Annotated in this window: 15 protein-coding genes; 6 read left to right on the forward strand and 9 right to left on the reverse strand. The window is 51.2% G+C overall.

Annotated features, from left to right (window positions below; genetic code table 11):
• Window positions 1-119: 119 nt before the first annotated feature.
• From FOA19_RS00605 to FOA19_RS00615, 3 genes are all read right to left on the reverse strand, one after another.
• Complete coding sequence (locus FOA19_RS00605) at window positions 120-1,076, reverse strand: family 43 glycosylhydrolase (protein ID WP_223808669.1); 957 nt, start codon at window positions 1,074-1,076, stop codon at window positions 120-122.
• Between the two features lie 56 nt (window positions 1,077-1,132).
• A complete protein-coding gene (galA, locus tag FOA19_RS00610; protein ID WP_223808670.1) occupies window positions 1,133-3,967 on the reverse strand; it encodes a beta-galactosidase GalA in 2,835 nt (944 codons plus the stop codon).
• Window positions 3,968-4,456: 489 nt separating this feature from the next.
• Window positions 4,457-5,401: a DUF808 domain-containing protein gene (locus tag FOA19_RS00615; protein ID WP_149088867.1), complete on the reverse strand. Its 945-nt coding sequence runs from the start codon at window positions 5,399-5,401 to the stop codon at window positions 4,457-4,459.
• A 484-nt stretch (window positions 5,402-5,885) separates the two neighbouring features.
• Here FOA19_RS00615 and FOA19_RS00620 point away from each other — a divergent pair, with 484 nt between their 5' ends.
• The 4 genes from FOA19_RS00620 (at window position 5,886) to FOA19_RS00635 (ending at window position 11,985) form a co-directional block, all read left to right on the forward strand.
• Window positions 5,886-8,300, forward strand: a complete 2,415-nt coding sequence (locus FOA19_RS00620; RefSeq protein ID WP_149088868.1) for a TonB-dependent receptor — start codon at window positions 5,886-5,888, stop codon at window positions 8,298-8,300.
• Window positions 8,301-8,690: 390 nt separating this feature from the next.
• The gene (locus FOA19_RS00625; protein WP_149088869.1) at window positions 8,691-8,903 is read left to right on the forward strand and encodes a hypothetical protein; all 213 of its coding nucleotides are present in this window, start codon (window positions 8,691-8,693) and stop codon (window positions 8,901-8,903) included.
• Window positions 8,904-9,278: 375 nt separating this feature from the next.
• A complete protein-coding gene (locus FOA19_RS00630) occupies window positions 9,279-9,668 on the forward strand; it encodes a hypothetical protein (RefSeq protein ID WP_149088870.1) in 390 nt (129 codons plus the stop codon).
• Window positions 9,669-10,053: 385 nt separating this feature from the next.
• Window positions 10,054-11,985, forward strand: coding sequence for a PAS domain-containing sensor histidine kinase (locus FOA19_RS00635; protein ID WP_149088871.1), 1,932 nt, complete (start codon window positions 10,054-10,056; stop codon window positions 11,983-11,985).
• 84 nt (window positions 11,986-12,069) lie between these two features.
• Here the strand turns inward: FOA19_RS00635 and FOA19_RS00640 are convergent, their stop codons facing one another.
• Together FOA19_RS00640 and FOA19_RS00645 are read right to left on the reverse strand one after the other, a co-directional pair.
• Window positions 12,070-12,630, reverse strand: a complete 561-nt coding sequence (locus tag FOA19_RS00640) for a sugar O-acetyltransferase (RefSeq protein ID WP_149088872.1) — start codon at window positions 12,628-12,630, stop codon at window positions 12,070-12,072.
• Between the two features lie 12 nt (window positions 12,631-12,642).
• Window positions 12,643-13,392: a DeoR/GlpR family DNA-binding transcription regulator gene (locus FOA19_RS00645; RefSeq protein ID WP_149088873.1), complete on the reverse strand. Its 750-nt coding sequence runs from the start codon at window positions 13,390-13,392 to the stop codon at window positions 12,643-12,645.
• Window positions 13,393-13,555: 163 nt separating this feature from the next.
• On the opposite strand from FOA19_RS00645, the gene FOA19_RS00650 reads away from it, so the two are divergent.
• Window positions 13,556-13,924 carry a hypothetical protein gene (locus tag FOA19_RS00650; RefSeq protein ID WP_149090432.1) on the forward strand — a complete coding sequence of 123 codons (369 nt, stop codon included), beginning with the start codon at window positions 13,556-13,558 and terminating at the stop codon, window positions 13,922-13,924.
• Between the two features lie 341 nt (window positions 13,925-14,265).
• Here the strand turns inward: FOA19_RS00650 and FOA19_RS00655 are convergent, their stop codons facing one another.
• On the reverse strand, window positions 14,266-15,534 hold the full coding sequence (locus tag FOA19_RS00655; RefSeq protein WP_149088874.1) for an MFS transporter: 1,269 nt from the start codon (window positions 15,532-15,534) through the stop codon (window positions 14,266-14,268).
• Window positions 15,535-15,976: 442 nt separating this feature from the next.
• Between FOA19_RS00655 and FOA19_RS00660 the strand changes: the two genes are divergently transcribed.
• Complete coding sequence (locus FOA19_RS00660) at window positions 15,977-17,293, forward strand: hemolysin family protein (RefSeq protein ID WP_149088875.1); 1,317 nt, start codon at window positions 15,977-15,979, stop codon at window positions 17,291-17,293.
• A gap of 90 nt (window positions 17,294-17,383) precedes the next feature.
• Here FOA19_RS00660 and FOA19_RS00665 read toward each other — a convergent pair whose 3' ends face one another.
• The 3 genes from FOA19_RS00665 to FOA19_RS00675 all read right to left on the reverse strand — a co-directional run bounded on the left by FOA19_RS00665 (window position 17,384) and on the right by FOA19_RS00675 (window position 19,600).
• Window positions 17,384-17,929, reverse strand: coding sequence for a GNAT family N-acetyltransferase (locus FOA19_RS00665; RefSeq protein WP_149088876.1), 546 nt, complete (start codon window positions 17,927-17,929; stop codon window positions 17,384-17,386).
• Window positions 17,926-18,453, reverse strand: a complete 528-nt coding sequence (locus FOA19_RS00670) for a GNAT family N-acetyltransferase (RefSeq protein WP_149088877.1) — start codon at window positions 18,451-18,453, stop codon at window positions 17,926-17,928. Before FOA19_RS00670 ends, FOA19_RS00665 begins: the two co-directional genes overlap by 4 nt.
• A 73-nt stretch (window positions 18,454-18,526) precedes the next feature.
• Complete coding sequence (locus FOA19_RS00675) at window positions 18,527-19,600, reverse strand: NAD(P)H-dependent flavin oxidoreductase (protein ID WP_223808671.1); 1,074 nt, start codon at window positions 19,598-19,600, stop codon at window positions 18,527-18,529.
• Between the last annotated feature and the right edge of the window lie 45 nt (window positions 19,601-19,645).

Below are 19,645 nucleotides of genomic sequence, written 5' to 3' on the forward strand. Positions count from 1 at the left end.
CAGCAGATCAAACTTCAATTTTACGCAGTGGATGCCATAAAATCAAAGGAACGTTTTCAAGGTAATTTGTAGAAAAGAGGCGTAAAACTCTCTTTTGCGTCCTTGGGTTGAACGGGCAGCTACCGGCTTTTCTTTTTGCTTTGGACCCAAGGCTGCACGCCCTGTGGCTGCACTTTCAGGAAATTTCCTTTGGCGTCGTACCGGAGGCTGTCCAGGCAGAGCTGCCGCAGCACATATTCCTCTTTCTGCGGGAAAATGCGGTGGTACAGGATGTAGTCCTGGCCTTTCTCCTGGAAAACGGTATGATGCCCCGGCCCATAGGTGGTGCTGTCTGCCGAGGTAGAAAGGATAGGGCTGTTCTCCCCGTACTTGAACGGCCCGAAGGGATTGTTCCCCACGGCGTAGCCTACGCGGTAGGTGGCGTCAATGGCCTTGCCCTCAGAGAACATGAGGTAATACTTGCCGTTGCGTTTGATCATGTGCGGTCCCTCAAAATACTGGGGCGGCGTCACTTCCTGCGGAAGCCCGTCAAAGGTGATCATGTCTTTCTTGAGCTTCACGGCCATGCAGTGTCCGTTGACCCAGTTGAAGCCCGAGCCCCAGTACAGGTACGCCTGCCCGTCATCGTCAATAAAAAGATCGGCGTCTATGTTATGCACCACGGGGAAATGGTTCTGCGCCACCAACGGGGTATTGTCTGGTTTGGCGTTCTTCCAGGGTCCCAAAGGCGACTTGCTCACCCCGGCCCAGATCTCACTTCCTACGGAGACATACATGTAGAACTTCCCGTCCGGAGCTTTCTTCACCGCCGGGGCCCACACCATGGCACCTGCCGAGGTAGGGCTGGTACATGCTTTTTTGGTGGGCCAATTCAGGTGCCGACGAGTGAAATTCTTGAAGTCCTTGGTTTCAAACACGGCCAGCTCTTCCCCGCCCCAGGGGTCAATGGTGGCGTAGATGTAATAGGTGTCTTTTTCCTTGATGACGGCCGGATCAGCGAAATACCCCGGCAGAATAGGATTGGAAATAAAGTCCTTTTTCTGGCCATGCGCACGCAAGCCACTGCCTGCGAGCAAGGCAACTAGAAAAAGTAAGCGGAAAACTCTTTTTGAACTACACATGGGGAAATAAATTAATCTACAGAAGGCCTGGCCGTTGTCTCGGAGGTTTTTACTTTAAGTACGGCGGGTTTCAAGCCTTTGGCTGTGGCGGTGAGGGTGATTTCTCCGGTTCCTTTCGTAGACTGGACAATGACCTGGGCCAACCCGCTGAAGAGTTTCCGTTTCCAGGGAGCGGCTGGGGTCAGGATCTGGATGGTTCCCGGGTTGGTGTTCACATAGTCCCAGTCGTTCTTTTTAGGCACGGGCGTGGCCACGATGTCAATCTGGTTTCTGCCGGCTTTCAGCAGAGCTGGGTCCAGCTTGAAAACGTTGCCTTCGGGAGAATCTTTCAGGTCTTTGGCGATCTCGTTCCCGTTCACGAACACTGACTGCGTTTTCCCGATGCTTTTGTAAAAATAGGTGATTTCTGATTGGGCAAAGTCCTGGGGCAGCTCAAACGAACCGCGGTGGTGATAGGCGGCGCTCAGGTTTTTGTAGTCGCGGGTGGTGAAGGCCTCTTTCCAGTTGGCATCTTCGGGTTTGGCCACAGAGGCGACAGCGTTCTCCAGTCCGGCCACAGGTGCTTCTTTCAAACCAGTGATGCTGACGGCCTTTACTTCCTCAATGAATCGCTCGTCTTCCAGCGAGGTAGGGTTTCCGTTGCCCACGCCAATGATCCTGCCCGGTCCGGTGAGGGTAAAGGTGACCTCGTTATCGGCGGTGGGGACGCCCAGTTGGTTTTTGTCGTTCACGGAGACGGTAATCACCGAGATGTCTTCGCCATCTCCTTTCAGAGTGGCCTGGTGCGGGGTCAACTGCAAGGCGGCGGGTTCTCCGGTGGTTTTCACTGTCTCGGTGAGCACTTTCTTGCCGTTTTTGTAGCCAATGGCCTGCAGGGTGCCGGGCGCGTATTTCACTTTCCACTCCAGGTGCGAGTTCACCTTCATGGTCTGCTTGCCCAGGCTCTTCTTGTTCAGGAACAGTTCCACCTCATCGCAGTTGCTGTAGGCCCACACGTCTATCTCCTGCCCTTCTTTCCCGGCCCAGTTCCAGTGCGGCAACAGGTGCAAGGTAGGTTGGTTTGACCACCAGGACCGCAGATACCAGACATTGTCTTTGGGGAAGCCGCACAAGTCCATCATCCCGAAGTACGAGGTCACCGACGGCCAGCCGTGGGGCGTAGGCTCGCCGCGGTAGTCAAAGCCGGTCCAGATGAACATGCCCGCGAGCCACGGACGGTTGGCGTAGAAAGTCCAACCTTCTTCAATGGAGTAGAACGTAGGCCGGGGCTTTTTGTCATAGGCGGCAATGTGCTGCTGCTTGGGGTCTGTCACGTAGATGCCTCTGGTGGCGAAGGTAGAGCCTTCTTCGGTGCCCATGCTGGCTTGGTTGGGGAAGCGGCTGTGGTGCAGCTCAATGTTGCCGTTGCCCATGTAGTTGTAGCCCATCACCTCCAGCACATCTGAGATGCCGCTCTGGAAGCCGCCGCTAATGCCCGCCGAGATGGCGCGCGTGGAGTCAAGGCTTTGGGCGTAGGCCTGCATGGTAGTAGCGATGCGGGCGCCGGTAACACTGTTCTCAATGGCCCATTCTTCATTGCCGATAGACCAACTGATGATGCTGGGGTGGTTGCGGTCCCGCTGAATCATGCGCTTCATGTCTTCCATGCGTTGCTCTGACGTTCCCATGAGGCGGTTCTCGTCAATGACCAGCATGCCCAGTTTGTCGCAGGCATCCAGCAGTTCCGGCGTGGGCGGATTGTGGGACATCCGGTAGGCGTTGGAGCCCATACCCTTCAGGGTTTTGATGCGCCAATACTGTAGTTCGTCTGGAATGGCCGCGCCTACCCCGGCGTGGTCCTGGTGGTTATTGGTGCCTTTCAATTTCACGTGCTTGCCGTTCAGGAAGAAACCCTCCTTGGCATCAAAGCGGATGGTCCTGATTCCGATGTTCGTTTCCACGCGATCAGTTTCCTGGTTATCCGCCACTACGGTGGTCACCAGTTTATAGAGGTACGGCGATTCAATGTCCCACAGGCGGGCATTGGCCACCGGGATGACCACAGAAACGTCCCGGGTTTGGAAAGGCGCCAGTTTCAGGTTGTCTTTGAAATTGCTGGCCACGGTTTTCCCCTCGGCATCTACCAGGGTCTGCACCACCGAGAAGGTTTTGGCGGCTTTGTCTTCGTTCTTGATGGTGGCTTTGGCGGTAACCGTAGCGGCAGGAGTGGCTACTTCTGAGGTCACGAAGAGCCCGTCTGGGGCTACGTGCAGGGGCTGGGTTTTGGAAAGCCAGACGTGCCGGTAAATGCCGGCGCCCTCGTAGAACCAGCCTTCTTCCATGGTGGCATCTACCCGCACGGCAATGACGTTGTTGCCGCCGTAGTTTAGGTAGTCGGTGATGTCAAACCGGAAGCTGTTGTAGCCGCTGGGCTCTGTTCCCACAAAATGGCCGTTCACCCACACCATAGAATTACGGAAAGCCCCGTCAAACTCAAGGGAAATGCGGCGCCCTAAATCACTCTCCGGAATGGCGATGGTCTTGCGGTACCAGCCCACGCTCCTATCCGGGAAGTTCCTCCCGATGGCTTTGAACCCGTGGCTGTAGCTGCCTTGGTTGCTGAATCCCTGCTCCACGGCCCAATCGTGCGGCAAGTCCAGTTTGCGCCAGGCCCGGTCATCGAATTTAGGGTCGGCGGCCCCATCGCCGTAGCCGGCTTTGGCCAGATAAGAGAAGTAACTGGTACCGGTGTTGAAGTCCTTTTTGGGATCAGACGGGTGCCCGAAGGCAAAGCGCCACCCAAAGTCCATCAGCAGTCGTTGCCGCCCATTGCTGGGCTGCCCCTGGGCCTGAACCCATACAGTCATCAGCAACAGGAAACAGAATACTAGGCTTTTCTTAAAAATGGGCATAAAACAGAAGAATAAATTTAGAGTACATCTTGAGCAGGGTTTTGGTCTCCTTTTTAAAAAGCAGGCCCAAAACCGTAATATCTTTCCTTTTCACTTCCGGACCTTCCAGTAAGGCAGGGGCACATTGGGTCAAACAGGATTCTGCTTTAAATATATACTATTTTGGATTTAAATAGACCAGCAGGAGCCCTCACTTGCTAAAAGGATTAACCTTCACTCACCCTTTTTCATGATTTCACCAAATAATAAGCAGGGCTGATGCCATCTTTCAAAAGGCTCAATTTGGTCCTAGGACACGAGTTTCAAAACAAAAACCAGTGATGCCAGACCTAAGTTACTAGTCTGGCATCACTGGTTTTGAATGGAATGGTTAAGCCGGTAATTAGAGGAAGAGCAAAGAAGAAAGCTTCGCGTCAAATTCTACTTTACAATCCAACAGGGATTTTATGCTTTCGCGCTTTTGCTTGAAGATTTGAAAAAACGGCGAGCAAACGTCACGATCTTCTCAATGACGGCACCTAAGATAAGTCCGCCGATGGCGCAAACCACTGCTTTGGCCAACCAGGCCAGAATTGGAATGCTGGCGAGGGAATGCTCCATCCCTTCCAGGGCATGGCCCAACACCGGAATACCGTGGGCAATAATCTCGGCTCCTACCCAAAGCATGGCGGCTGTGCCCACATACCCCAGCAGAGAAAGGAAATGAGGCATGAATTTCACAATACCGCGGCCAATTCTGCGGGTCTGCGGATGGTGGTTCTCTTTGGCCATGTGCAAGCCTATGTCATCGGCTTTTACGATCAAACCCACAAAGCCATAGACGGCGGCCGTGATAAAGACGGCTACGGAAAACAGCACGGCAATCTGGGTCACCAGCGGCTGGTCTGCCACGGTGGAGTACGTGATGGCGATGATCTCTGAGGAAAGAATCAGGTCGGTGCGGACGGCGCTGGTGACGCGTTCCTTTTCCAGTTCCTCGGGGGTGGTGATTTTCACGGCTTCCCCACCGGCGCCATGCTCATCACCATGATGCTTGCTGAACATGGAGTGCACTTTCTCATACCCCTCAAAGCAAAGGAAAGCCCCGCCGCACATCAAAATAGGCGTGATTACCCAAGGCGCGAAGAAGCCCAACAGCAAAGCAGCCGGGGCCAGGAAAATAACCTTATTAAGGAGCGATTTTTTAGCGATCTGGTAGATGATGGCAAGCTCGCGCGAGGGGTCTAGCCCCACCACGTACTTGGGCGTCACGGCGGTGTCATCAATGACAATACCAGATACCTTACCCGTGGTTTTCGCTACCTGCGTGGGAACATCATCCAGGCTGGCTGCACTGACTTTCACCAGGGCCGCCACATCATCTAAAAGAGCAAGAAGACCTGATGCCATTATTGCTCCTCCAGGTTTAGGGAATACTTCATTTCTGCATTCATGTTTGCTGAACGTTTTACCTTCCCCTATTACGGATTGATTGACTTAGAAGTCTGCTAGCCTACAGGTCATCTAAAACCGAGACCAGCCGAATCTATCTTAACGCCTGGTGAAAGCTGGGGATTGCTTTCACCCTCCTGTGTGTACCTGCCTATTGTATCTAAACCAAAGGCTATGGTAGTTGACAAAACTAAGGCGTGGCTTCCACAAAAGGAAACTTATCTTTTTAGGTAAGTAATGTAGAACAGAATCTTTAATTCCTTAGAAAACCTGCACAAAGCCTTCTTTTACCTTCAAAAGACACGATTTTAAATAAGCTGAAATGAAACCTGCAAAAAAGTTCCCAATTAATTTATTGAGAATAATTCTAAATAATATTTGACTGGCAAAAAGTCGCTTCTATCTTTGCAGCAGATTAGAATGAATCTTAATAAAGATAACCATGCGACAACTCTACCCCCGTCTACTTCTAAGTCTCCTGATTTTAACCCTTTGTCACCTCTCTTTCGCCCAGTCTACCGGTAGGGTAAGCGGCAGAATTAAGTCAAGCGATGGCAAAGGCGCTCCTTATGTAAACGTGGGCTTAGCCGGCACTATCAAAGGGACGGTAACAGGAGAAGACGGCTTCTATACCATCCAGGGTGTCACCCCGGGCACATACACGGTAACGTGTTCTTTTGTGGGCCTCCAGCCCCAGGAAAGTCAGGTAACGGTTACGGCTGGCAAAACCACAAACGTAGACTTTGAACTGGCCGAGAACGCCGCCCAAATCTCTGAGGTAGTAGTGACCGCGGGCAAAACCCTGAACAAAAAACCCCTTAATATTGGCAAAATAGCCATCTCACCGCTGGATATGCCACAAAGCATGTCGATCATCAACAGCGAAGTCATTGCAGACCAGCAGGCCTCCAAGTTAAGCGACGTCATCAAAAACGTGAACGGCGTAGCGCTGGGCACTACCCGTGGCAGTACCGCCGAGACGTTCTTCGCCCGGGGCTACAACCTGGGTGCCAACAACATCTTCAAGAACGGAGCCCGCTCTAACTCCGCCGTGATCCCAGAGGCCAGCACCCTGGAGCGCGTGGAAGTACTCAAAGGAAGCGCGGCTTTATTATATGGAAACGTATCCGGCGGGGCCATCATCAACATGGTGACCAAACAGCCTAAGTTTGAATACGGCGGCGAAGTGGCCTTGCGCGCGGGTAGCTACAACCTGTTCAAGCCCATTGCCGATGTATACGGACCTGTTTCCCAGAACCTGGCCTTCCGCCTGATTGGCACCTATGAAACCGCCGAGAGTTACCGCAACAGCGTGGAGTCTAAACGCTTCTATGTAAACCCTTCTTTGCTGTACAAACTGGGCAGCAGAACCAACATTTTGGTGCAGGGAGATTACCTGAACAATGAGTTCACCCCGGATTTCGGAATCGGAACGTTGGATGGTAAAATCCCCACTTCCATTGACCGTTCGGCTTTCTATAATGCGCCATGGGCTTACAACAGGGTGAAACAGAGAACTACCTCGGCCACCGTTGACCACCAACTGAACGACACCTGGAAACTGAACTTCATTGGCTCTCAGCAGACCTTTGACCGCGACTATTTCTCTACCGAACGGATTCAGGCGGATGCTGACGGAGACTGGGGCCGCCTCCTCACCCGCTCAGATATCTCTGAGAATTACCACACCGGCCAGATCAACCTGAACGGCGAGTTCAAAACCTTCGGGCTAGGACACACCATTTTGATAGGCGCAGATGCGGAGCGATATCTGAACACAACCCACGCCTTCAGAATCTCTTCCCTGGGTAAAGGAAACGTCTATGATTCCATCAATATCCTGAACCCCGCCAAATTCACGCCGCGCACCGATGAGCCGCTGGCTACGGCCACCATGCGCACCGAGACCCCTACCTACCGTTTCGGGACGTATGTGCAGGATTTGATCAACGTTTCAGAGAAATTCAAGGTACTGGCGGGCTTGCGCTGGTCTTACCAGAAAGTAGCCGTGGCCAAACAGCACAACCTGGAGACCGGCGAGGTGAAGAACAGCACTACGGCTGTCACCAAGTATGACAGGGCCTTCTCCCCAAGGGTAGGTTTGGTGTACCAACCTACGGCCACCACCTCGCTCTTCGCCAGCTACTCTAACAACTTCACGCCCAATACCGGCAGAGACGTAAACCAGCAGAACCTAAAACCCTCCCTCATTGACCAATATGAGGTAGGCGTGAAAAACGACCTGGTGAAAGACAGGCTATCGGTGAATGTGACGGTGTACCGCATCATCAACAATGACCTGGCCTTGCAGGCGCAGTACCTCGCCGATGGCGTAACCCTTAACACCGATGCCACCATTAAGGAATTCACCGGCCAAACCACCAGCGACGGCGTGGAAGTGGACCTAAACGGATCTATTGTACCGGGCTTGACCTTCCTGGCAGGCTACAGCTACAACTACATGCGCTATACAGACACTCCCGGCACCACTGGAAGCTACATGGAAGGAGAGCGTTTGGTGAGCAACCCGGCCCATACGGCCAATGCCACGTTGTTCTACACCTTAAAAACCACTGCTTTGAAAGGCCTGAAAATTGGGGCTTCTGGGTTCTACACCGGGGAGCGCAACGCAGGCTGGAACAACCAGGTAGGCCAGGCGCAGAAATTCAACCGCCTCATTCCGGTTACTGGGTATACCACCTTTGATGTGTCTCTAGGCTACGCGATCAAGCAGTTCTCTATCCTGGGCAAACTCTCCAACATCACCAATGAGCTGAATTACCTGGTGCATGAGAACTACAGCGTGAACCCAATTCCGCCGCGCCAGTTTGTGACCACTGTTGCCTATAAGTTCTAAAGGCTTCTATCACCTCCTTCTTGAAACCGATAATCCTGGATCTCCCTTGCGGAGACCAGGGTTATCGGTTTTTCATTTACCAAGGCTGGGCTAACATCTTATAAAAGGGAAAATGGAGGCTTTCAGAGAGGGTTCTTTGGTTTACTCTTGTTTTTAGAAAAATGGCCTGAAAATGCCTGAACGATGCAAAAGGCAGCGCTTACCTCCAGCCCACAGGGAAGATGGCCACAGGAAAATCACCAATGTCGCTCAGACACTTATTCTTTTTTGGCATATCGTATTTATTCATTTGAATTATAGGAACTTACCCCGTAAATTCAGTAATTACAACCCAAACAAATAACTTACTTTTAGCTTATAAGACTGGTTAAAGGTTAATTTCTCTGGCTTATGGATGAACTTTGGGAATTCAACCCCGGTGACCTCCAGTTCGCAAAGATCGTGGAGATGGTGGAGCTACATTACCTACTGGAGCGCTTCAACGTACGCACGTACCTGAATGAAGACGGACTGGTAGAATTCAATGACACGCATTTTGTGGGTGACCGGAATGAGTATGCCTTCGCGATCATCTCTTATTACCTGCAACGGGAGCACGAGTGAACATGACCATCTTTGCTTGAGCCCTTTGGGCCCAAGCCCCCTTCAAAAGCCGCTTCATATCTTAATTGACCCGCAGCGGCTTAACTTATTCTAATCCTGAATACCACTGCCACGAAGCATTCCTGTGCTTTCTTCGGTTCCGCAGGAAAACAGCGTTTCATCAGCAAACCGGCTCCGCGTAGGAAGTTGGTTTCTGCCTCCAAACAGCCGCCGGCTGACACCACATCTCCAGAGGAAAAGCGAAAAACCAGGGCAATCAGCTCCGGTTTAGGGCTTGTTTTCAGAAAACTAGACAGATTCTACCCGCACCCTGCATGCGGCATGAGGCCATACATCATATCAAACGCTTTTTCAACCTCTACACCCATTTTACCTATGATCATTCACAGCGGAATTGTTACCCTGGATTTTGATCCAGACACAGAAATCCTGGTGACCGAAATGCCGGATGTCTCCCATTTGGCGGCGCCTGAAGTAGGTTTTTGCCTGGACGTCATCCTGGACAGTATAAGAGGCTTTCATGTAGAAGGCCTGTTGTTAGACGCCACCCAGTCGCCGGAGGGCGCGGGAGACGGCGCGAACGGAGACCTGGCCCGAAAGTTCACCGAGGAACTAGGCAGCACCTGCGTGCGCAAAGTGGCGCGCATAGGAACCGCCGATGCCTTGGGCATGCAGGAAGCGGCCCAACCCCAAACCATTGCCAGGCCCTTCTTCCGGGACTTTGCCACCAAGCCTGAAGGCATGCGCTGGCTGATGGATAAATAGACGGGCCGTTCTCTACTGGTTCTTTCCAACTACCCACAAACAACCTGACATACATTACGAATACTCACTGTCCCTCCTAGCCCGTATCTCCCACGCGACTTAGGAGGGATTTTTATGTCCTTACTTCTGAGAACCACTAGCTTAACCTGCTTCTGGCCAGGAGTTTGGAGCTCATTTCCCCCTGACAGTCATGTACGCTATTGTAATTTAATCCAGCTACCCTGGAATAAATACGGTCTAATTTTTAAAAACTCATAATAAAAGTGCATATAATACTAAATTCGCAGTAGATTCGCTTAGTAGCCTCTTGGTAAGTAAGTGCAACCTAGAAGATGATCGCAAGACTACCTCTCTGAACTGTTAGAAAAGCCCCCATTCCAACATCATGAATGCCAGTGACACCCATGCGTTTTATAGAGGTTTTTTCGAAAACTCCCCCGAACCAAGTTTCCTAATCGGTGCAGACCGACTTATTGTGGAGATGAACCAGGCAGCCAAGCAGGTTTTTGGGTTTTCAGATTCAGAATTCATCGGTAAAGATTGGCTCTCCCTCGTGGACACCCCTAATTCTAAACCGGGCGCTTCTCTGGGACAGTCCTTAGGTGAAGCCCGTACTGCCTTGGAATTGACCGGAATCAGGAAAGACGGCGGGCGTTTTCAGGGCAAATTTTCTATAACCCCGCTAAACAACGGCACAGGGCCATCCTTCCTCTGCACCATCTCAGCTGATTCAAACGGCTCGCAGCCCACACAGACCCCGCTTTCCGGCAGCCCAGAACCGAAGCAAGCCCCTTCTAAGGATAAACCCAACCTCACTTTCGGGCTACAGGACGAGGCTAACCTACGGAAGCTCCTCCAGATTTATGACAACCTCAGTGAGGTGATCTACATGTACGAGGTCAGGAACAATGACACTTTCCGGTTCGAGTCGGTGAACCAGGCGTTCCTGAATGTAACGGGCCTCAGGAAGGACCAGGTGGTGGGCAGATACGTGGATGAAGTGATCCCGGAGCCTTCGCTTTCGCTGGTGCGCTCCAAATACACCCAAGCCATTGCGTCTGGCCAAACGATAAAGTGGGAGGAGATTACCCCCTACCCTACGGGCGTGAAGACGGGGCTGGTATCCATTACGCCGCTCTACAATGAGCACCACATCTGCACCAACCTACTGGGAACGGTGACAGACATCACCGACATCAGGGCGGCAGAAAGAGACCTGGAAATAAGCAATGAGCGGTTTGTATATGCCACCAAGGCCACCCGTGACGCCATCTACGACTGGAATCTAACCACCGGTGAGATCCATTGGGGCGAAGGAATGGAGAAACTGTTTGGGTATAAAAGTGCCCAAACAGGCAACGGCATCACTTTCTGGGAGAGCAACCTGCACCCAGAGGATAACCAGGCTGTGAACGAATCTTTGAACAGTTTTTTGGAAGACCGCGGGCAGGAACAATGGGAATACGATTACCGGTTCCGGCGGGCCGATGGCTCGTTTGCCTACGTAACCGACCGGGCCTTTGTAGTGCGGGACAACACCGGCAAAGCCATCCGGTTGGTAGGAGCCATGCAGGACCTATCCAGACGCCGGGAACATGAGGCCGAACGGGAGTTGCTGATCTCACACCTCACCCAGCGCAACAATGAACTGGAACAATTCTCCTTTATTACCTCTCATAACCTACGGGCACCCGTCTCCAACCTAGTTGGACTCACCCATCTACTTTCTCCAGACGCTGCGCCAGATTCTAAAACCAGGTATATTCTCGGAAAAATAAAGGAGTCGGCCCACCAGTTAAATAGCATTGTGGAGGATCTCTCTGATATTCTGGTGGTGAAAAGCAACAGCCCTGCTGGTGCTGAAAACATTAGCCTGAAGGAAATCCTGGGTGAGGCGGAAAAAGCCGCTGGGGAATTCCTTACCCAAGCCAGCGCCACCATTGAGACAGATTTCACCGGGGGAGACCACGTTTTCTTTTCCCGGGAATACCTCCGCAGCATTCTATTGAACCTGCTCACCAACTCGGCCAAGTTCCGTTCCCCGGACCGGGACCTGGTGATCAAACTCCACACCGAAACCCAGGACGGAAAACTCAAACTCACCTTCTCTGACAACGGCGTGGGGATAGACATGGGCCGGTACGGCGGTAGAATCTTCCAGTACCAGCGTTTTCAGGCCAAAGGAGGCAACAAGGGAATTGGGCTCTTTATGGTACAGGAACAACTGAAAGCCATGGGCGGAAGTATCTCAGTGGCCAGTGAGGTGAACGTGGGCACCACCTTCACCCTTTATTTCGCGGATAGCCAGCCAGGTTAATCCGCATTACAACTGATGTCACGGTAAACTAAGGAACCAGATTTATTGGGATAAGCGGCTGCGCCAAAGCCAGGCGCCTGCCCTCTAAGCCAAACTCCGGATTACCTTGCAGGGATTACCGGCGGCGAAAACGTTGGCTGGAATGTCTTTTGTGACCACGCTTCCGGCCCCGATAGTGGTGTTGCTCCCGATGGTAACCCCAGGGCAGATGATGGCCCCACCACCCAGCCACACGTTGTCCCCAATGGTGATAGGCGAAGCCAGTTCAGGTCCCTTGATTCTTTCTGAGGCAATCACCGGGTGATAAGCTGTGTAAATCTGCACAAAAGGCCCGCACATCACATTATTTCCGATGGTGACCTGGGCGCAATCCAGAATCACGCAGTTGAAGTTCATGAAGAAATTCTCGCCCACCGAAATATGCGCTCCGTAATCACAAAAAAATGGGGGCTGTATATCAATGGTAGAACATTTGCCCAGCAGTTCCTTAAGTACCATGTTCCTCTCCTCCAGGGAGGCTCCCATCATGGCATTGTACCTGGAGAGCAATAGCCTGGCGTTATCCCGCATGTGCACCAACTCTGGGTCTCCGGCCTGATACAGTTCGCCGTCCAGCATTTTCTGCAGTTCACTTTTCTTTTCCATCTCGTTGTTTGATCAAATGATTTCAAGGTCCCTTCCCTTGTATTCCTTTAGTAGGGGATCGCTATTGGGTAAGTCGGTGATTAGGGCATCAATCCCGTCCAGGCTGCATACCCTGAAATGGTCTGTGCTTCCCAGCTTTTCCTGGCCTGCCAGGGCAACCGTCTTGAGGGAGCCTTCCAGCATGGCCTGCTTCACTTCTCCATCTTCCCTCACCGCAGCAGTAACACCATATTTGCTGTCAACGGCACAGGTACCCATGAAATACAAATCAGCCAGGTAGTTTTTGACCTCCCGGCAAGTGAAGGCGCCCACAGTGGTTTCCGTGGCCCGGTTCAGGATTCCTCCTAGCACCATCACCTCTATCTTCTCAAACCCTTTAAGAATGCCAATTAAAGCCTGATTATTGGTAACTACCCTAAAACTAAGGTCTCTGGGAAAATGCAGGGCCACGGCACACAGGGTGGTACCGCCGTCCATGAAAATGGTCTGCCCTTCCTTGATCAGCCGCTGTGCTTTCTGCGCGATGATAAGTTTGCCCTCTGGATAGACCTTCTCCCGATCCTGGAAGGTGAACGGGTTCAAGGACCGGACAATGGCCCCTCCCCTGACTTTGGTTAACAGCCCATTTTTGGCAAGCGCGTCAATATCGCGCCTCACTGTATCCTCTGACACCTGCAGTTCACCAGCCAATTCCTCAAAAGTTGCCCTATGCGCTTTCTCTAGCCTGATTAGAATATGGCTTTGTCGTTCCTCTTTCAACATCTTGCAATAGTATGCAAAAATCGCAAATTAAAGCAAATAAATAGTTAAAGAACTTCCGAATGACTCATAATGCCAATTATATTAGTATTTTTAAAATAGTTTATAAAAAGTTAGAACCCAACCAACCAAAATGCGTAAAAAGTTAGCAAAAAGCAATACTCCTATGAAACTGAAGATAGAAGAAAAACCATTTTTGTCGGAAGGTCGGCACATAGTAACGGTAACTGAAATTGAAGAAGGAAAAAGCGAGAACAAGGATATTCCATTTATCAACTGTCGTTTGGAAAACGAGGAAGGTTTTGTAAACCAACGCTTTTACCTCAGCGAACCTGGTCAGCCAATTCTGGCTTCTTTCCTGAAAGCCTTGGGCATAGAGAAAACTGAGGTGGACACCAAAGAGTTGAAAGGCAAAACCCTTTCAGTAGAGGTTGAGGAACGTTCTTATGAGGACGCTGAAGGAAAAGGCAAAACCATTAAACAGGCAACGCATTTTGAATCAGTGGGGAAAGCCAACACCTCAGACAGTTTCTAGTCAATCTCCTTCGCCTGTTTTCCTCGGCTCATACTGGGAATCCAGCGAATCAAAATCGAAAACATCTAGTAAGGTCTTCAGGGCCTAATACTCATAAAAAAGCCGCTACCCTAAAGAGGGCAGCGGCTTTTTGGTTATCCTATTTAAGTAGATGTTCAATTGAGGCCTCTTTTAAGAAAGTAGGCTTAAAACAAAGTTTAAAGTCGGGGCTTCCATTTCCCTAATCACCAACTAGCTTGGCCAAATATGGTAAGGAAAACCTCCGCATAAAAGACTGTTTTGCAAAAGGAAATCACACATCTTAGTCCTTTCGTTAAACGACCAAAAATTAGCGACTCAAATTACCCACTCTCCAACGTCTGGGTTGGCTTTCTCACCTGTACAAGAAGCTGACTGACTACTACCACTAACAGAAGAAAGCCTGCCGTAAGGCCAATTACCGGCGGAAAAATCACCTGCAAGAGCCATCCGCAAAGGAAAGAGCCGATCACATCTGAGAGGTTAATCAAAGCCATGTAGGCGGTAAACTGGGAGCCTGCGATTCTCTTGTCACATATGGCCATCAACAACGGAAAGCTGCTGACGCTAAAGAGCGGATCCGCCAATCCCCAAAACACCAACCCCGACTTGACCCAGCCTTCGCCGCTGTGCCCTAGCAGGTAGCCGTTGAACAGCACCAGAAAAACAGCCAGAACGGTGATGGTGATGTAGTACATTCTTTTCAGATGCACGCGGTCAGCCAGATAGCCACCGCCCAAGACCACCGCCAGGGTGATAGCCGCGCCCCAACTTCCCTGGAAAAGGGAGAGCTGCTGGTCGCTCCAGCCCAAGGATTTGATGAGGTGAAACGACAGGGACCGCGCGAACAAACTAAAGCAGAGATACGACAAGAACACCAGTCCGAACACTGAAATCGACTCCCTGCCCAACAAACGCCGGAGGAGGCGGGTGAACACCAACCGGAAAGCAGGCGTTGAACCCGGCTGGACTTGCAGAGTTGGTCCGGGAGCCTTCTGGCTATACAAGGGAGTCGCCATGAAAAGGAGGGTAAACAAAAGCAGCACCGCAGACATGGCACCAGTTGCCACCGCAAATCCGTAGGCATGCAGGAGGTAAGATAGGCCTGCCGCACCAAAACTGATCCCCAGCAGCAGCCCGCCCCGCATGAACCCGTTGACTCTCCCCTTCTCACGGTCCTCCACCAGAGAGATGGCCATGGCATCAACGCTGGCATCTTGCACAGACGCGAAAAGGCTGTGGGTAAAGAAAAGGGCGGCGAGCAACCCCATCTGCTGTGAAGGTTCCTTTACAATCAGCAGTAGCAGGGAGGCTCCAAAGGCAAGCAGTTGCGTAAAGACCACCCAGCGTTTGTAAGGCCCCTCAGACGAGGAACTGAACCGGTCAATCAATGGGCCCCAACCCAACTGCACGACCCAGGGAATCCCCACGGCACTGGCAAACGCCCCTATGGCGGCCGGCGAGACATTTTGCCCGGTCAGGAAGTTAGCCAGCGCCGTCAGGGCAAAGCCAGAGGGAACCCCCTGCATGAAGTACAGGTAGAAGAAGGTGAAATACCTTACAGGGGCATTCTCTTGAACGGAAGGTAGCATGGCAGGTGATTGAAAAAAGTAAACAAGTGAAACACCTCTTTGTTGTACAAGGCGATATGCGTTAACTCCTGTTTATCTTTTACCCTAAGGTATAGTTGTTTTCTGGTTATCTGCTTTTTACAGCCGTTTTCTTAAAAACCCTCATCAACTATAAACTCTCCATTACTTGTTTGAAAGCCGGATTAGGTAGAAATAGAAACACCAAGGATGCCTCCGTTTGCTCTCTTGAGAAGAGGTAAATTATCCTTGAAAGCACCCATTGCCTTAAGCAAAGCAGGTACTCCGTGAAAGCTTTTAGGTGCTATGACGGTCAAGGAGAAACGCGGCGAATACCGGGGCTTTTTAGAAATAGCAAGCGGAAGGAGTCGTAACTTAAGGTGAGCCGCAGACCACGCTTCGGTTTTAATCTAACTTAGTGGTTTCACTGCACGTAACCGTCCCAATGGAAATCCTTGTTATCCTGTTTCTGACTTTGCTCAACGGCTTCTTCGCCCTTTCTGAGCTGTCCATCATTTCTGCAAATAAATCCCGCATGGCTCAGAAGGCGAAAGAAGGGAGCAGCAGAGCCAAGACCGTCATGTCGCTGCTGGATGCCCCGGAGGATTTCCTTTCCGCCATCCAGGTGGGCATCACGTTGATTGGGATTATTTCCGGTGCCTACGGGGGCGCGACTTTGTCAGATGACATGCGGGCCTGGCTTTCGGGCATCAGCTTTTTGGCTCCCTACGCCCACACCCTGTCCGTGGTGCTCGTCATCGGGCTGATTACCTACTTCTCTATCGTCATCGGGGAACTGATTCCCAAATCCATTGCACTAAGTAACGCTGACGGCATCGCTTTGGCAGTGGCACCCATCATCAAGGGATTCACAGCGCTGACCATGCCTTTGGTGAAACTACTCTCGGGCTCCACCAGCTTGGTGACCAAGGCCCTGGGGGTGAAAGAACAGACAGAGGAAAGGCTCTCGGGCGAGGAACTGCGCCAAATCATCAGGACGGCGGGCCGACAAGGGGTTTTGGCGAAGGAAGAGACGCGGTTACACCAGAACGTATTCTCCTTTACGGGACAGAAGGCCAAGAATCTACGCACCCACCGCAGGGAGGTGGAGTACCTGGACATCACCCAACCCCCGGAGGTTATAAGGGAGGCCATCCAAGCCAGTGCCCACTCCAAGTTCCCCGTTACAGAAGGCAGCCTGGACAAGGTGGTGGGCGTTCTCACAGCGAAAGACTTCTATGAGTTTCTGGCCAAGGGGAAAGGAGAGAATCTGAGGGATGTGGTTCTGAAGCCTATTTTTATTCCCGAGTCTATGTCGGCGAGCACGGCCTTGAACTTGTTCAAGCGCAGTAAGCAGTACCTGGGCATCGTGATTGATGAGTACGGCACGGTAGAGGGAATCCTCACGCTCCACGATATTCTGGAGGCGATTGTAGGAGACATTCCAGATGCCCATGAGGTAAACGATCCGGACGTTGTGAAAAGGGAGGACGGCTCTATGCTGGTCAGCGGCTCCATAGAAGTGCAGGAGCTGAACAAGGTTCTGAAAAAGAAGGTGCTACCCCGAGATGAGGAGAACTACTCCACGCTTGCCGGCTTCATCTCCTTCGTTTTAGGACGCTTTCCCGTCACGGGAGAGAGATTCACACATGCGGGCCACGAGTTTGAGGTAGTAGACATGGACGGGGTCAGGATTGACAAAGTTCTCATGTGGAGTAGCCCCGCCGCGGAAGGAGAAAATGAAGCTTTAAATCCGGGTTAGTAGACCTGGCCCTATAAATCCGCTAAGGCCATTTCCATAGAAAACGCAGAAGCACCGACGTTTCACCTCAATTCTGGGTTAGGTGGTTTGCTACTTATCAGCTTTTAGCGTCTCCCACTTTTCTTTGGTGATTTCATACACAAAGTTCAACTGCGAGGCTTCTCCAAAATAGGCCACTTCCTCCTCAGCCACCTTCTCGGCACCCACCCGGCCAATGGCAATCTGCGACCGGGTGTTTTTAGCCCCGATATGGAAAAACACCTTTGAAACGAACTGGAAAATATAGTCCAGCATCATTGCCTTTACCGCTTGGTTAATTCCCTTGCCCCAGCAGGAGGTAGCATAAAAAGTATAACCAATCAGGATGCTGTTATCCTGCTGGTTGAAGCCGTAAAACCGGGTACTGCCAATGGTGTCCCCAGTGGATTTGTCCACGATTCTGAAGGCCCCTCTGCTTTGCATGGCCCCTTCAAAAAACGTGCGGAAAACGTCTTTCCGCCAGCGGTCTTTGTTGGGGTGCTGTTCCCAGATTTTTGGGTCTGAGGCGGTGGTATACAAAGCCTCAAAATCCTCTTCCCGCAGAGGATAAAGGGCTACCTTTTCATTCTCCAGGACAGGCTGTATTTCAAAGCTCATTTGCGTGGCAATTGCAGTTTCATCATGATGTCGGTCTGCTCCTCATCCCCTAATTTAAAGATGTGTTTGTCAAACTCAACGAAGCCGTTCTTCTTGTAAAAGCTGATTGCCCGGGGATTTTCCTCCCAAACGCCTAGCCAGACATAACTGGCTTTTGTCTGCTCGGCAACCTGGATGGCCTTATCGTAGAGTGCTTGCCCTACCTTTTTCCCGTGGAATTCTTTTGACACATAAATCCGCTCTATCTCAAGGGCCTGGTCGTCTTTCAACTCGGTTTGGGACTGCCCGGAGTTCAGTTTCAGATATCCGATTACCTTCCCTTCAAGCTCGGCAAAGTAGAAGGCTGCGTTTTGGTCGGTCAGTTCAGCGGTCAACCTTTCTATGGAAAAGCCTTCCTCTAGATACTTTTTCATGTTCTCTTGGGAGTTACTTTCTGAGAAAGTCTCAAAGAAAGTTTGTCTGCCAATTTCCTGTAGTTGGACTACATCGTTGAGGGATGCTTCTCTTATGCTAATTTCTTCCATTTTATGATTGGTGCTATAAATACTTTGATTACCGGCGCAAAGGTAGTGGCCCTTGGCTGGCGCCTACCATAGGTTAGCGATGACTCTCTTTCTCTGTTGCTGCTATCAAGTTCTCTAGTATCTCTGAGGTTGACAAACTGCTGTAGTCCGTGATAGACTGGCCTACCCAGATGCTTACAAAGTCAAGGTTCTCATGGGCTTTGGAGGCTTTCCGCAAGGCAGTGGTCAGTTTATTTTGATAAGGATAAGGCAGAATATACTCCGTGTTTTCTACTGCCTCTATGAAAGCATTTCTGATTCCTCTGGCGTAGCGCCCCGAGAAACTCCTGGTTAGAACAATTTCACTTTCCGTTACCTTCCGCAGTTTCTCCTTTTCAAATGCTCGCAGCGCGCTCTCGGCAGAACCCAACAGCAAACTTCCTATCTGGAACCCTTGTGCACCCAGGGTTCTGGCGGCCAATAAGGTCTTGGCATTACTGATTCCCCCGGCATAGATCAACGGAACATTTACGGCCTCATATACCTGCGAAAACAAAGAAATCCCTCCTATCTCAGGAAGGTAGTTTTTTGCGAAACTTCCCCTGTGCCCTCCGGCCTCAATCCCCTGTACACAGATGATGTCAATGCCTGCATTCTCTAAAATCTGAGCCTCCTGCAACGAGGTACAGGTCCCGATCGTGGTGATGTCATTGTCCTTGAATTTTTGGATCACCTGATTATCCAGATTCCCGAAGGTAAAACTTACTACTTTGCAGTTTTCAGCCAAAATGGCGTCTACCTGCTCATGGTAACTCTTTACCGATAGTTCGGCAAAATCAGGCAGGACCACCTCAATCCCGTGCTGTTGGGCCAGACTTTGGATAAACTGTTTCGTTGCCTCGTACCTGGCTTGAAGAGCATAGGTGACCTCGGGTATTTCGTTGGCGAAAAGATTGACCGTGAATGGCCGACGGGACAATTGTTTCGTGGCCCGGATGAGTTCTGCGCATTTGTCGGGCGGTAAGTCTCCCAGCGGCAAGGACCCCAGGCACCCAGTCTTGGCAGCCGATGCAACCATCTCCGGCGTAGTCACCCCAAACATGGGAGCCTGGATGATAGGGAAATCGGTCTTCAGTTTTCGGGTTAGTTCATTTGTCCAGTTCATCATCAACATTGTAGCTAAAGCCCTAATAAGCGGCGGAAGACTTTCACC

Origin of the sequence: Rufibacter hautae (assembly GCF_008271695.1) — a bacterium.
Lineage (GTDB): Bacteria > Bacteroidota > Bacteroidia > Cytophagales > Hymenobacteraceae > Nibribacter > Nibribacter hautae.

What these genes read in the sequence shown, in the direction of transcription:
- FOA19_RS00665 (WP_149088876.1), bottom strand. Translation starts at nt 17,929, where the DNA reads ATGAGCTTTGAAATACAGCCTGTCCTGGAGAATGAAAAGGTAGCCCTT.
- FOA19_RS00660 (WP_149088875.1), top strand. Translation starts at nt 15,977, where the DNA reads ATGGAAATCCTTGTTATCCTGTTTCTGACTTTGCTCAACGGCTTCTTC.
- FOA19_RS00675 (WP_223808671.1), bottom strand. Translation starts at nt 19,600, where the DNA reads ATGATGAACTGGACAAATGAACTAACCCGAAAACTGAAGACCGATTTC.
- FOA19_RS00635 (WP_149088871.1), top strand. Translation starts at nt 10,054, where the DNA reads ATGAATGCCAGTGACACCCATGCGTTTTATAGAGGTTTTTTCGAAAAC.
- FOA19_RS00655 (WP_149088874.1), bottom strand. Translation starts at nt 15,534, where the DNA reads ATGCTACCTTCCGTTCAAGAGAATGCCCCTGTAAGGTATTTCACCTTC.
- FOA19_RS00645 (WP_149088873.1), bottom strand. Translation starts at nt 13,392, where the DNA reads ATGTTGAAAGAGGAACGACAAAGCCATATTCTAATCAGGCTAGAGAAA.
- FOA19_RS00640 (WP_149088872.1), bottom strand. Translation starts at nt 12,630, where the DNA reads ATGGAAAAGAAAAGTGAACTGCAGAAAATGCTGGACGGCGAACTGTAT.
- FOA19_RS00670 (WP_149088877.1), bottom strand. Translation starts at nt 18,453, where the DNA reads ATGGAAGAAATTAGCATAAGAGAAGCATCCCTCAACGATGTAGTCCAA.
- FOA19_RS00650 (WP_149090432.1), top strand. Translation starts at nt 13,556, where the DNA reads ATGAAACTGAAGATAGAAGAAAAACCATTTTTGTCGGAAGGTCGGCAC.
- FOA19_RS00615 (WP_149088867.1), bottom strand. Translation starts at nt 5,401, where the DNA reads ATGGCATCAGGTCTTCTTGCTCTTTTAGATGATGTGGCGGCCCTGGTG.
- FOA19_RS00620 (WP_149088868.1), top strand. Translation starts at nt 5,886, where the DNA reads ATGCGACAACTCTACCCCCGTCTACTTCTAAGTCTCCTGATTTTAACC.
- galA (WP_223808670.1), bottom strand. Translation starts at nt 3,967, where the DNA reads ATGACTGTATGGGTTCAGGCCCAGGGGCAGCCCAGCAATGGGCGGCAA.
- FOA19_RS00625 (WP_149088869.1), top strand. Translation starts at nt 8,691, where the DNA reads ATGGATGAACTTTGGGAATTCAACCCCGGTGACCTCCAGTTCGCAAAG.
- FOA19_RS00630 (WP_149088870.1), top strand. Translation starts at nt 9,279, where the DNA reads ATGATCATTCACAGCGGAATTGTTACCCTGGATTTTGATCCAGACACA.